The organism is Pseudomonas plecoglossicida NBRC 103162 = DSM 15088, from assembly GCF_000730665.1.
In the GTDB taxonomy this organism is placed as follows: domain Bacteria; phylum Pseudomonadota; class Gammaproteobacteria; order Pseudomonadales; family Pseudomonadaceae; genus Aquipseudomonas; species Aquipseudomonas plecoglossicida.
The window spans coordinates 33084-46941 of sequence record NZ_BBIV01000024.1; the positions used below are offsets into that span (position 1 = coordinate 33084).

Here is a 13858-nt window from a genome sequence, read left to right on the forward strand (position 1 = left end):
TGATGTACACCCCACACCCCGCCTTCAAGCGCCTGACCGCCGCAGCCCTGCTGCTGGCACTGGCCGGCTGCGGCGTCAGCGACCGCATCGGCAAGCGCATGGAAGACAGCTGGGCGGCCGACATGCTGGCCGACAGCGAGAAGGTGATCCTCACCGCCGATGGCGGCAACCAGCTCAACCCTGGCGCCGACGGCAAGCCGCTGTCGGTGGTGATGCGGGTGTACCAGCTGACCGACCTCGAGCGCTTCGCCGCCAGCGACGCCGACACCCTCTGGGAGGCGCCGGAAAAAGCCCTGGGCAACACCCTGATCGACGCCCGCGAGCTCACCTTGCTGCCGGGCATCGGCCAGATCGACCAATGGCCACTGGCGCAAAGCACCCGCTACGTCGGCGTGGCGGCGTTCTTCCGCGATGAGCAGGATGCCCGCTGGAAGGTCGCCTTCGATGCCGACTCGCTGCGCAAGGACGGCATCTGGTTCTCCTCCGATGGCCTGCGGATTCTCGTCGACAACACCGACATCACCGCCGTGCGCGGCATGGACGTGCTGAACAAGCCGCCCACCGCCGACCAGCTGGCGGCGGCCAGGCAGCAGCAATCGCAGCCGGCCGGCGCGCCAACCCTGGGCGACAAGGTGCAGGACGCGGTGGTCGACAAGGCCGCCGACGCTGCCGGGCAGTCGGTCGGCAAGGCCATGGATTCAACCTTCAATTCACTAGTGGATAGCGTCAAATGAGCAAGCAGAGCCGGGTGATGTGGTCGGAAGGCATGTTCCTGCTGCCCCAGCACTTCCAGTACCAGGATGAGTTCCACCAGCACCAGCTGGCCGAGGCGACCCTGCGCGCAACCCCCTTCCATTGGGGCGTGCAGGCGCTGCAAGTGGACGAAGACGCCCTGGCCAACGGTTCGCTGCAGCTCAAGCGCCTGAAGCTGGTGTTTCCCGACGGCAGCCTGTACGACGCGCCGCAGCATGACCCGCTGCCGGCCGCGCGCGACCTCAAGGACCTGCTCAAGGCCAACGACCTGAAGGTCTACGCCGCGCTCAAACTGCCCGAGCCGTTTGGCCTGAACTACGTCGAGGATGGCCAGGAACACAAGTCCGCACGGCGTTTTCGCAAGCAGTTCGATACCCTGCCCGACCTCAACGAAGGTGAGCTGGAGAACGAAATCACCAGCCTGCGCCTGAACGTGGTGCTGCTGGTCGATGGCGACAACCTCGATGGCTACAGCCACTGCCCGCTGGCCAAGCTGACGCGCAACAGCATGGGCGGCTTCAACCTCGACCCGCACTTCGTCCACCCTACCCTGCACCTGGGCTGCCACGAGACCCTGGCGGGCATCGCCAAGCGCCTGCTCGGCGCGCTGCAGGCCAAGAGCAAGGCGTTGTCCGGCCGGCGCCGCGAGCGTGCCGACCAGATCGCCGAGTTCGGCTCCAGCGACGTCACCCTGTTCTGGCTGCTGAACACGGTCAACCGCGCCCACCCGCAGCTGGCTCACCTGCTGGCCCACCCGCGCCTGCACCCGGAGCGCCTGTACCTGTTCCTTGCCGACCTGGCCGGCGGGCTGCTGACCTTCACCCTGGACACCCAGCTCAGCGACATTCCCGAATACGACCACCACGACCCGGCGGCGTCGCTGGTGAAGCTCGACGAGATGATCCGGGTGATGCTCGACAACGTGGTGCCCAACCAGTGCATCGTCATCAAGCTGACCCAGACCAAACCGTCGTACTGGCAAGGCCAGCTGCACGATGTGCGCCTGGCCGAGGCCGACTTCTATGTCTCGGTGCACGCCGACATGCCCGGTGCCAGCCTGCTGGAGCTGGTGCCGCGGGCCGTCAAGGTCGGCTCGCCGGAAGACATCGAGGTGGTGGTCAACAGCGCCATGCCCGGCGTCACCCTCAACCATGCCGCGCGCCTGCCCAACGCGATCCCGGTGCGCCTGGACAACCAGTACTTCGCCATCGAGCCCCATGGCCATGTGTACGAGCGAATGATGAACGCCCAGACCATCTGTTTCTACGCGCCCAGCGCCTTTACCAACCTCAAGCTTGAACTGATGGCGGTGCTCAAATGACCGAAGCCGTACTGCAACAGGGCGCCGTCGCGGCCGCCAGTGAAAAACCGACCCTCAAGGACCTGGTCCAGGACTTCATCAGCATGGCGCTGATCGTGCGCAAGGGCCGCGAGGTGACCTCGGTGCCGGCCTTCGAGAGCAGCGTCGAGCGCTTCTTCGCCAACCTGGAGCGCGATGCGCGGTCGGCCAACTACAGCGTCGAGCAGGTCAAGGACACCCAGTACGCGCTGTGCGCCTTCCTCGACGAAAGCGTGCTGCGCGCCAAGAACAACGCCCTGCGCCAGCACTTCGAGCTGCAACCGTTGCAGTTCCGCTACTTCGGCGTGCACCTGGCCGGTGAAGGTTTCTTCGAGAAGGTCGAGGCGCTGCGCGGCGACGTGAAGCAGAACCTCGACGTACTGGAGGTCTACCACCTGTGCCTGGCCCTGGGCTTCGAAGGCAAGTTCAGCCTCGGCCAGAAGGACCAGCTGCGCTACCTAGCCAACACCCTGGGCCAGGACATCGCCCGCTACCGCAAGCCGCCCAAGGCCCTGTCGCCGGACTGGGCCCTGCCCGACCAGGTGTCGCAGATGCTGCGCCACGAAGTGCCGCTGTGGGTGTACCTGGGGTTGATCGCACTGGTCTGTGTCGGCGTGTACCTGACGCTCGACTGGTTGCTGGACAAGGACGTCGCCGCCCTTTCCGAACACATCCGCCAGCTGTTCAGTGCCTGAACACCCTTCAGGTAGCCGAGTCAGGAAGACATGAAAACATTACTGCGTCTGTTGAAGAATTTCTGGGTGCTGCTGCCGCTGCTGTGGCTGGCGACCCTGTTGATCTGCTGGCTGGTGGCACCGATGGTGCCGTGGCTGCGCCACCATGTACCCGAAGCGCTGGCGATCGTCAGCGCCTGCTTCCTGCTGGTGATCGTGCTGCGCCAGTACCAGCGTATCCGTGCCGAACACAACCTGGAGAACCTGCTGCAGATCGAGGTCGACCGCTCGTGGAACGCCACCGGCGAATTCCGCGACCAGCACGTGCTGCGCGAACGCCTCAAGCACGCCATCGCCATGCTGCGCACCGACCGCTCCGCCGGCGGTGGCGGCAAGGCCGCGCTGTCGGACCTGCCCTGGTACCTGGTGCTCGGCATGTCGGCGGCCGGCAAGACCTCGCTGCTCACCCATTCGGGCCTGTCGGCCAGCATCGCCACCGCCAATGACAGCGAAAGCGGCACCCAGCACTGCGACTGGTACTTCAGCCCCGACGCGGTGATGATCGACACCGCCGGCCGCTACCTGCGCGACGACCAGTCGGCCAGCGAGTTCGCGGCGTTCCTGCGCATGCTGCGCAAGCAGCGCGGCAAGGCGGCGATCAATGGCCTGGTGCTGGTGGTCAGCCTGCCGGAACTGCTGACCTCCAACAGCGAGGCGCGCGAAGCCTTGGCCGCCCAACTGGTGGCACGGGTCCAGGAATACGCCGAATGCCTGGACGCCAACCCGCCGATCTACCTGATGCTGAGCAAGACCGACCAGTTGCCGGGCTTCAGCCAGACCTTCGAGGGCCTTGACCTGCACCAGCGCCAGCAGCCGCTGGGAACGACCTTCGGCCTGAACGAGATCCGCAACCTGGGCCTGCACGCTGTACTCGAAACGCGCCTGAAGAACCTGCAGGCCCACATCCGCCAGCATGTCGATGCGCAGAGGGTCAGCCTGGGCGCAGCGGCCGACAGCACCCTGATCAGCTTCCCGCAGTATTTCGCCGAACTCGAAGGCGTGCTCGAGCAGTTCCTCGAACATTTCATCCGCAGCCAGCACGGCAGCGCGCCGCTGCTGTTGCGCGGCCTGTACTTCACCAGCGCCCTGCAGACCGACCAGCAGCTGGCCCCGGTGTACGAAGACACCATCGCCGACAGCTTCGCCCTGCAGGTCGCCCAGGACGAGGCGCCCCACACCGGCGAGAAACCGGCAGGCAACCGCAGCTTCTTCATTACCGACACCTTCCGCCGGGTGATCTTCCCGGACCGCGACCTCACCCTGTACCAGTCGCGCCTGGGCCGCCAGGCGGCGTTCAGCCCGCTGCTGCTGGGGATGGCCGCTGCCGCCGGGGTGGCGTTCATCGGCTGGCAGGCACTGTCGTTCGCCAACAACCGCCAGTGGCTGGACAGCCTGCGCGGGCAACTGGCCGAGATCGAGCAGTCGGCCGACCGCGAGCAGTTGCTGGCCGCGGGAAAAGGCCTGGAAGTGCTGCGCGAGCAGATGGCGACCGCCGAGGGCCATCGCCTGCAAGGCGTGCCGCTGCGCCTGAGTGCCGGCCTGTACCACGGCGAGGCGGTGCACCAGGTGGCGCGCAGCGCTTACCTGGCGCAACTGCGCAGCCAGGCCCTGGAGCCCATCGCACGTAACCTGCAGGTGCAGATGCGTGCCTTCAATACCTTCGCCAACGGCATCAATCAGGCGCTGGAATTCACCCCGGCACCGGCACCGAAGAAACGCAACGGCAAGCCACTGGCACCTCGGGTTGCCGCCAAGGCCCAGGCCGCGCTGGCCAACACCCGCGCCGGCGCCTATGCCGCCAAGGTCAACCTGGCCACCGCCAGCGATGCCGCCGAACTGTCGGCCACCACTGGTGGCCTGTCATTGTCGGAAGAAATGCTCGGGCGCCTGGACGAACAGCAGGTCGCCTCGATCATCGACGCCTACAACACCCTCAAGCTGTACCTGCTGCTGACCGAGCCCCAGGCCCACCCGGAACCGGCCTTCGTCGCCGCCAGCCTGCCTCAGGCCTGGGCCAACGCCGCCACCGAGGGCACCCCGGCCGACGAGGGCGTCATCGCCGAGAACGCGCCGCTGTACGTGCAACTGCTGGAACAGGGCCAGGCCCCTTCGCTGCCACGTAACGAACAACTGATCGGCGAAACCCGGCAGAACCTCAAGTCGTTCATGATCTCCAGCTCGCTGGTCGACCGTGAATACCTGCGCCTGCAGCTGGAGTCGAGCCGCCAGTTCCCGGCCCTGAGCCTCAACGACCTGGTGCCGCAACCCGGCCGTGCACTGCTCTACGGCTCTGCCGGGGTGCCGGCGATCTACACCCGCCAGGGCTGGGAGACCTTCGTCAAGCCCGAGCTGATCAAGCTGGTGTCGGGCAACCTGCAGAACGAATCGGACTGGGTGCTCGACGGCGAAGGCGGCGATGCCATCGTGCAAAAGGCCAACTTCGTGCGCGAGTTCATGACCCGCTACAAGCGCGACTACACCCAGGCCTGGTACAAGATGGTCAGCAGCGTCGGCGTGCGTCACTTCGCCGACCTGGCCTCGGCCACCGAACAGCTGGGGCTGCACAGCGATGTGCAGAACTCGCCGGTGAAGAACCTGCTGGCCGCGGTCAACGACAACACCCAGTGGGACCTGCCGGTCAAGCATGAACTGCCGGCCACCGGCAACGCCCGGGTGGATGGCTTCTGGAGCAAGGTCTCCGGCCTGCTCGACGCCAAGGACGCCCTGCCCGATGCCGTGGCGCCCAGCCTGCCGGCGGTCGACGATGGCAGCCTGGCCAAGCGCTTCGAACCGGTGGCGCGGGTGTTCGCCGAAAGCAATGCCGAAGGCGCCGACAGCACCATCATGGACCGCTACCTGGCCGCGCTGCGCAAGCTCAAGGTGCGCATGAACAACATCCAGCGCTCCCAGGACGTCGGCAAGGGCAGCAAGCAGCTGATCGCCGAAACCCTGGAAGGCCAGCCGAGCGAAGTGACCACCGTGCGCAACTACGTGGAAACCAGCGTCGACACCAGCCAGGACGGCCTGTCGCGCTCGCTGCAGGGGCTGTTCAGCCTGCCCATCCAGTACGCCTGGGAAACCCTGCGCGACCCGGCCGGCCAGCAGATCGCCAAGGCCTGGGCCCAGCAGATCGCCAAGCCCTGGCAGCAGGTCATGGCCCACCGCTACCCGATCGCCAGCGGCAGCCGCAACGAAGCTTCGGTCAAGGACCTGCAGCGCTTCGTCGACCCCGACAGCGGCCTGCTGCCGACCTTCAAGCGCAACGAGATCGGCAACCTGTCCGGTGGCGAAGGCCTGGGCCTTGGCAACAGCAAGGGACCGGCGCTGGTCAACCCCGGCATGCTCAACAGCATCGACAGGGCAAGCTCGGTGGGCCAGGTGATCGCCAGCCTGTCGGACCGCGAGAACGGTTTCGAGATCATGCTCGAACCGTCGACCAGCTTCACCGACATCGTCTTCACCCTCGACGGCCAAGAGCAACACTACCGCAACGGCCGCAGCAGCTGGAGCCGCTTCGCCTGGCCGGGCAGCAGCAACGCCCCGGGCGCGCGCCTGGACGTGGTCACCCTCAGTGGCGCGCGGGTCACGGTGTTCGACTTCCCGGGCCGCTGGGGCCTGCTGCGCATGAACGAAAGCGCCCGGGTCGACGACCTGGACGGCATCCAGCAGCGCTTCAGTTGGAACACCGCCAGCGGCCGGGTCAGCCTGGTGGTGCGCAACTTCGGTGGCGTCAAGCTGACCGACCTGGGTGACGTCAAGGCGCTGAGCGCGCTCAACGACAGGGGCGCGCAATGATCGGCTGCTTCGGCAAGCTGCCGTCGAGCGCGGACTTCGTCAGCCTGCATGGTGCGGCTGAAGAGGTCTGCGAGTTCGATGCCTGGCTGCAGGCTTCGCTGGCGGCGATGCGCCACCGCGAAGACTGGCAGGCGCTGTTCGACGCCCTGCCGATGTGCTTCTTCAGCTACCGGGCGCGCAATGGCAACTGGCTGCTCGGTGGCCTGCTGAGCTCGCGCGATGCCAGCGACCGGCGCTACCCGTTCTTCATCTTCCAGCTGCTCAAGGGCCAGGAAGGCGAGGCGCTGCCCAACCCGTTCACCCTCGGCGAGCTGTTCAGCGCGCAGATCAAGCCATTGCTGCACCAGGCGGTACAGGGTGCGGACTGCGCGACCGTGTTCGAGCGCATCAAGGCCTTGCGCCCCCTGCAGGGCCAGGACCTGGACCTGTTCCGTCGGGTGCATGCCAAGTTCCTGCATGACTTCAGTTTTGCCGATGTCGCCCGGGCGTTGCAGGGCTCCTGGCCGACCTTCGACGGCGCCACCGCGTTGTCGCGGCTGCAGGCTGCCTGGCCGTTGCTGCACAGCGACTTCGAAGGCGGCATCGAGCTGCCGCTGCCGGCCGAACGCGGCCTGAAGAACCCCACGGCCGACCTGTGGCAGACCTGGCTGACGCGCATGAGTGGCCGCCGTGGCGGCCCGGCAGTGAGCCTGCTGGCGGACGACTTCATGCACCCGCGGCTGTACGGCTTCACCTCGCGCCACAGCAACACCGCCTACCGCCTGCTCAGCGCCACGGCCGATGCGCGCCAGCACCTGGGCCTGCTCGGCCCGATGGCGCCCGGCGCACACGGGCACGATTTCGACCGACCCCTTGAACACGTCATCGACCGCTTCGTCGATGCGTTGGATGCGACGCCTGTATGAACAAGATCAAGTACTACTGCCTGCGCTACCAACCCTACCTGCTGGGGGTGGCCTTCTTCCTGGCGATCTTCCTGGTCTGGGGCATCGGCCGTGCTTTGGGCTTCGCCTCGCTGCACAGCCTGCTGGCGGGTATCGGCGTGTTCCTGTTGCTGTCGGCAGGCTACGTACTGTTGCTGTACCGCGGCGCCGGCCAGCATCACAACCTCGAAGCCCTGCTGCGCGATGACGCCGACCAGGCGGTCCTCAATGCCACGCCCGCCGACCGCGAGGAGGTCAGCCTGCTGCGCGAGCGCCTGCTGCAGGGCATCGAGCGCCTGCACGGCAATGCCCCGCGCGGCACCGCGGCCAAGGATGCGCTGTACGCCCTGCCCTGGTACCTGGTGATCGGCCAGCCGGCGGCGGGCAAGAGCACCATGATCCTGCAGTCGGGGCTCAACTTCCCCTACGCCGAGCGTGAAGGCATGCGCGTCGCGGGGCTGGGCGGCACGCGCAACTGCGACTGGTTCTTCAGCGCCGATGCGGTTCTGCTGGACACCGCCGGGCGCTACATGAACAGCCCCGAAGAGGCCGGCAAGTGGCGCGGCTTCCTGCAGCTGCTGCGCCAGCACCGCCAGCGCCGGCCACTCAATGGCCTGATCGTCAGCGTCAGCATCGCCGACATCCTGCACGGTTCAACCGAGGACCAGGTGCGGGTGGCCAAGCGCCTGCGCGAGCGCATCCAGGAAAGCTGCGCCTTGCTGGAAGTGCGCCTGCCGATCTACCTGGTGTTCACCAAGTGCGACCTGATCCCCGGCTTCACCCCGTTCTACCGCCAGTTGGACGACGCGGCGCGTGGCGAGGTGATGGGCAAGACCTTCTCGCACAAGCACTATGAGCAGGCCGACTGGGGCCAGCGTTTCGGCAAGGCGATGGACGAGCTGTGCGGTTACTGGCAACAGGTGGCAGGCCAGCAGCTGGTGCAGCAGGACATCCAGCTGACCCGGCAGAACGATGCCGCCTACCGCTTCCCGCTTGAGCTGGCTGCGCTCAAGCCGCGCCTGCAAGCCTTTGTCGACAGCCTGCTGCAGGCCAACCCGTACCAATCTGCCGAGCTGCTGCGCGGCTTCTACTTCACTGCCGCCCTGGAGGCCGAAGAGACCCCGTGGGGCAGCCACGGCCAGCAGGTGGCCGAACGCTTCGCCCTGCAGCACGACCACGGCGCTGCCGCTGCCGGCAGCCAGCCCGCGCCGCTGTTCATCAACAGCCTGTTCCGCAAGGTGATCATCCCTGACCAGCACCTGGTGGCGCTGTACACCAGCAACCGCCGCGAGCGCCAGCGCAAGGCCGCCTGGGTCGGCGCCGCCAGCCTGGCGGGGCTGCTGCTGTGCAGCCTGTGGGGCTGGTCGTACCTGAACAACCGGGCAACGCTGGGCAGCATCGCCGACGAACTGGCCCAGGCCAGGCGTGAGGACCAGGCCAACCCTGGGCAGTACGCCGCCTGGCAGAGCCTCGACCGCTTGCGTTTCTGGGCCGGGCACTACTACCAGCAACACCACGACCAGGCCGTGCCGCTGGGCATGCGCCTGGGCCTGTACCAGGGCCACAAGGTCGAGCCGGTGCTGCGCGCGCGCTACTTCGCGACCCTGCAGAACGTGATGCTCAAGCCCACTGCGGACAACCTCACCCGCACCCTGTACCTGCTGACCACGCTCAAGGTCTACCAGCGCAACAGCCCGGTGCTGCAGCCGGTCAGCGGCGTGGACAGCGTCGAGGCCGAGGCCCTGCCCCACGACAACCGCGCCCAGTCGATCGCCGACTTCGGCAAGGCGGCCCTGGACACCTACGTGATGCTCTCGCCCGCCCAGCGCGAGAAGGCCGACCCGGCGTTCCTCAAGGCGCACATGCCCGATTACTGGTACCCGGCCATCGCCCGCCACACCGGCAAGACCATGGCCACCGCCGCCGCCGACAGCGCGGCCAACCAGGACTACGCCTATGCCAGCCGGCAGATCGTGTTCTACGCCGATCAGATCCGCGAACCGGATGTACCGCGCATCCTCGACAACGCCTTCCTGATGTCCAGTTCGCGCAACTACATCAACAGCCTGCTGACCCAGTCGCTGCGCTCGATCGAGACCATCACGCTGGAGTCGGACACCCTGTTCGCCTTCGCCCGCGCCGACTTCCAGAGCCTCAAGAGCGAAGGCCAGAACCAGCTGAGCGCCATCGCCAGCAAACTGTTGAACACCCCGAATATCGGCAAGATCGTGATTTCCGGCCACGCCGACCAGCTGGGCGATGCCCAGGGCAACCTGCAGGTTTCCCGGCAGCGGGCGCAGACCATCCGCACCTACCTGGTCGGCAAGGGCGTGCCCGCGGAGCTGGTCAGCGCCCAGGGCGAAGGTAGCCGCAAGCCGCTGGTCAACTGCGACATGCAGCAACCACGAGCGCAGCTGATCAAGTGCCTGGAGCCCAACCGGCGGGTAGAAATCGAAGTGCGCGGGCTCAACTGAGGCCGCGCCTGCAAGAACCGGCCAGCCGAGCCTCACTGGAGGAAGCTCGGCGGGCGGCAAGCTACCTCGGCTGACCTGGTCAGCGAGGTCAACAGCAAGGGACGCATGAGCGCCCTACTACTGATGTTAATGGAGAGTTTCACAATGGCATTTGACGCGTATATCCAAATCGACGGCATCCCAGGCGAAGTACTGGACGACAAGCACAAGGACTGGATCGAAGTGCTGGGCTACGAGTACGGCGCCACCCAGGCCACTTCGGCCACTGCCAGCTCCTCGGGCGGTGCTTCTTCCGAGCGCGTGGCGCTGACCGACTTCAAGATCCGCAAAGCCGTCGACAAGGCTTCGGCCAAACTGTTCGAGCACTGCTGCACCGGCAAGCACATCGCCAAGCTGAAGCTGAACGTCAACCGTGCCGGTGGCGACAAGGTCACCTACCTGACCATCGACATGGAAGAAGTGGTGGTGTCCTCGGTACGTTTCGTCGCCGGTGGCAACCAGGGCGGTGAAGACAAGGCGGTCAGCGACCTGCCGATCGAAGAAATCAGCTTCAACTTCGCTCGCATCAAGACCACCTACACCCAGCAGAACCGTACCGACGGCCAGGCTGGCGGCAACATCGTCGGCGGCTGGGACCGCACCGCGAACAAAGTGTTCGCCTAAGCAGCAGTGGGTCGCGCATGCGGCCCGCATCCCACACCGTGCCGGGCTACCCGGCGCGGTGTTCTTCTTCCCTGATCAGAGTGTCCTATGTCTGAAATCCTCAATGACCTTTCGCTGGCCGAGCTGGCCGCGCCGATCGACGGTGGCAGCGGCGAAGACTTGAGCTTCTCCGCCTTGTTCGACCAGATCAAGGAGGCGCGCCGGGCAGACCCTGACTACCTGACCCAGGGCGACTGGCAGACCGACCTGAAGACCGCCGACTGGGAAAAGGTCATCCAGCTGTCCGCCCAGGGGCTTGCCGAACAGAGCAAGGACCTGATGCTGGTCGCCTGGCTGAGTGAAGGCCTGGCCCAGCGCGATCACTTCCAGGGCATCACCTTTGGCCTGAGCCTGGCCGAGCGCATCCTCGAAAGTTTCTGGGACAGCGCCTACCCCTCGCTCGAAGACGGCCTGGACGAACGTGCCGCACGCCTGGCCTGGCTGAAGACCACCCTCACCGACATCACCGGTGGCTTGCCCGTTACCCAGGGGCAGCATTTCGGCGTGCTGCGTTACGACGAATCACGCCATGTAGAAAACCTCGCCTTGCAGAACCCCAAGGCGATGCAGACGGCGCTGGCCGAAGGCAAGATCAACGCCGAGATCTTCCAGCGCTCGGTGGTGCTCAGCGACACCGAGCACCTGCGCGCCAAGGCCCTGCAGATTGCCCAGAGCCTGCAGGCCTGCGAGCGTTTGCAGGCCACCGCCGACCGCCTGTTCGGCGCCGAGGCGCCAAGCTTTGCCAGCCTTGCCGACATGCTGTCGCGGGCGGGGCAGCTGGCAGAAAAACTGCTGAAGGACCGCGGCGTCGAACTGCACCCGCTCGCCGTGGCGCGGCCCGTACCCGTAGCGCCCGCCAGCGCTGACGCCGAGCCAGGAGAAGCGATGAACAGTCCCGCCCAGGCTGCAGCCCCTGCAGTGATGCGCACTACCCCGCTGAACCGCGACGAAGCCTTCACGATGCTCGCGGGCATTGCCCAATTCTTCAAGCAGAGCGAACCGCAGAGCCCGGTGCCGTACCTGATCGAACGCGCCATCAAGTGGGGCAACATGCCGCTGGAAGGCTGGCTGAGCGATGTGATCAAGGACAGCAATGTAGTGGACAACATCCGCGATGTGCTGGGCACGCGCGAACAGCGCTCCTGATGACTGCTTAGGCCTCACAACATCAACTGCAGGCAAAAACCTTTCCTATACTCCCCCTGGCATCCCTGCATGCCAACCTGCCCAAAAAACGCGAAACCTCACACAACAACAAACGAGGTGGCAAATGGTCTGGCAGCAAATCTACGATCCGTTCTCAAGCCCCGTGCTCTCCACCCTCATGGCCGCCGTGCCGGTGGTGGTGATGCTCGCAGCCCTGGCGTTCTTTCATATAAAAGCCCACATCGCCGCCCTGCTCGCCCTGGGCGCAGCGCTGCTGATCTCGATCTTCGCCTTCGGCATGCCGGCCGGCATGGCCGGCTCCGCGGCGCTGTACGGCGCGGCCAACGGCTTGCTGCCGATCGGCTGGATCGTGCTGAACATCATCTTCCTGCACCGGCTCACCACCGAGAACGGCTCGTTCAAGGTGCTGCAGGACTCCCTGGCGCGCATCACCGATGACCGTCGCCTGCAACTGCTGCTGATTGCTTTCTGCTTCGGCGCCTTCTTCGAGGGTGCGGCGGGCTTCGGTACGCCGGTGGCGGTGACCGGGGCTATCCTCATCGGCCTGGGCTTCTCGCCGCTGGCGGCCTCGGGCCTGGCGCTGATCGCCAACACCGCACCGGTGGCCTTCGGGGCGCTGGGCACACCGATCATTACCTTGGCCAAGGTCACCGGGCTGGATGAAATGGAGCTGTCGGCCATGGTCGGCCGGCAGCTGCCGTTCTTCTCGGTGATCGTGCCGTTCTGGCTGATCTGGGCCTTCGCCGGCTGGCGCAAGATGCTCGAGGTGTGGCCGGCGATCCTGGTGGCCGGGGTCACCTTCGCCGTCCCGCAATACCTGGTGTCGAACTTCCATGGGCCAATGCTGGTGGACGTGATCGCCGCGCTGATTTCCATGGCCTGCCTGACCGGTTTCCTGCGGGTCTGGAAGCCGGCCACGGTGCACACTTCGGCGGCCCTCACCGGCCGGGTCGACGACTCCAAGGTCGAGGCCGACGACAGCCCCGGCGGCAGCGCAGCCTTTGCCCAGCGTGACCAGCGCAGCGTGCTCAAGGCCTGGATGCCGTGGATCATCCTCACCGTGTTCGTGTTCGCCTGGGGCACGGCAAGCTTCAAGAACCTGTTCGACACCCGCCCGGCGCTCGACCCGGCCACCGGCGCGGCCATGCTCGACCCACAGGGCAAGCCGCTGCGGGAGGGCAACCCGGTGTTCGCCCCGATCTTCACCTTCGACACCATCCACCAGCAGATCGAGAAAGTGCCGCCGGTGGTGCCAGCGCCGAAGAAGGAAGACGCTCAGTACAAGTTCACCTGGTTCACCGCCACCGGCAGCGGCATCTTCCTGGCGGCGATCCTCGGCGGGTTGCTGATGGGATACTCGCCGTTGGAGCTGGGGCGCCAGTACCTGCGCACGCTGTGGGTGGTGCGCTACTCGCTGATCACCATCGTTGCCATGCTGGCGCTGGGCTTCCTTACGCGCTATTCCGGGCTGGACGCCACCATGGGGCTGGCGTTCGCGGCCACCGGCATCTTCTACCCGATGTTCGGCACCCTGCTCGGCTGGCTGGGGGTGGCGCTGACCGGTTCGGATACCGCGTCCAACGTATTGTTCGGCGGGCTGCAGCGGGTAACCGCGGAACAACTGGGGCTGAGCCCGGTGCTGATGGCAGCGGCCAACAGCTCCGGCGGGGTGATGGGCAAGATGGTCGATGCACAGTCGATCGTGGTGGCCTCCACCGCTACCCGCTGGTATGGGCATGAGGGCGAGATCCTGCGCTATGTGTTCTTCCATTCGATCATCCTGGCGATCCTGGTCGGGTGCCTGGTGACGTTGCAGGCTTATGTGGCGCCGTTCACATCGATGGTGGTGGGCGGTTGATGGGCTCGACGGTGGGGCGGTTGCGCGGTTGAGATCGAGCGCCGCCCGCGCGGCGCATCGCGGGCAAGCCCGCTCCTACATTTGTTGCAACGTGCCTATGCCTGGTCGGCCAT

The 13858-nt window shown here is 66.2% G+C and carries 9 protein-coding genes; all 9 read left to right on the forward strand.

The features are described 5' to 3' along the window. Positions 1–2: 2 nt before the first annotated feature. The 9 genes from tssJ to PPL01S_RS15395 all read left to right on the forward strand — a co-directional run bounded on the left by tssJ (position 3) and on the right by PPL01S_RS15395 (position 13745). A complete protein-coding gene (gene tssJ, locus PPL01S_RS15355; protein ID WP_016394658.1) occupies positions 3–734 on the forward strand; it encodes a type VI secretion system lipoprotein TssJ in 732 nt (243 codons plus the stop codon). Then, positions 731–2074 carry a type VI secretion system baseplate subunit TssK gene (tssK, locus tag PPL01S_RS15360; protein WP_028625424.1) on the forward strand — a complete coding sequence of 448 codons (1344 nt, stop codon included), beginning with the start codon at positions 731–733 and terminating at the stop codon, positions 2072–2074. The genes tssJ and tssK overlap by 4 nt, the downstream gene beginning before the upstream one ends. Further along, positions 2071–2787, forward strand: a complete 717-nt coding sequence (icmH, locus tag PPL01S_RS15365) for a type IVB secretion system protein IcmH/DotU (protein WP_016394660.1) — start codon at positions 2071–2073, stop codon at positions 2785–2787. Before tssK ends, icmH begins: the two co-directional genes overlap by 4 nt. Before the next feature lie 30 nt (positions 2788–2817). Beyond that, complete coding sequence (locus tag PPL01S_RS15370; protein ID WP_016394661.1) at positions 2818–6621, forward strand: type VI secretion protein IcmF/TssM N-terminal domain-containing protein; 3804 nt, start codon at positions 2818–2820, stop codon at positions 6619–6621. After that, the gene (gene tagF, locus PPL01S_RS15375) at positions 6618–7526 is read left to right on the forward strand and encodes a type VI secretion system-associated protein TagF (RefSeq protein WP_028625423.1); all 909 of its coding nucleotides are present in this window, start codon (positions 6618–6620) and stop codon (positions 7524–7526) included. Before PPL01S_RS15370 ends, tagF begins: the two co-directional genes overlap by 4 nt. After that, positions 7523–10018, forward strand: a complete 2496-nt coding sequence (gene tssM, locus PPL01S_RS15380; protein WP_028625422.1) for a type VI secretion system membrane subunit TssM — start codon at positions 7523–7525, stop codon at positions 10016–10018. The genes tagF and tssM overlap by 4 nt, the downstream gene beginning before the upstream one ends. Positions 10019–10162: 144 nt before the next feature. After that, positions 10163–10681, forward strand: coding sequence for an Hcp family type VI secretion system effector (locus PPL01S_RS15385; RefSeq protein ID WP_008100157.1), 519 nt, complete (start codon positions 10163–10165; stop codon positions 10679–10681). An 87-nt stretch (positions 10682–10768) separates the two neighbouring features. Further along, positions 10769–11866, forward strand: a complete 1098-nt coding sequence (tssA, locus tag PPL01S_RS15390) for a type VI secretion system protein TssA (protein ID WP_028625421.1) — start codon at positions 10769–10771, stop codon at positions 11864–11866. A 124-nt stretch (positions 11867–11990) separates the two neighbouring features. Beyond that, positions 11991–13745 carry an L-lactate permease gene (locus PPL01S_RS15395; protein ID WP_016394665.1) on the forward strand — a complete coding sequence of 585 codons (1755 nt, stop codon included), beginning with the start codon at positions 11991–11993 and terminating at the stop codon, positions 13743–13745. Positions 13746–13858 lie beyond the last annotated feature (113 nt).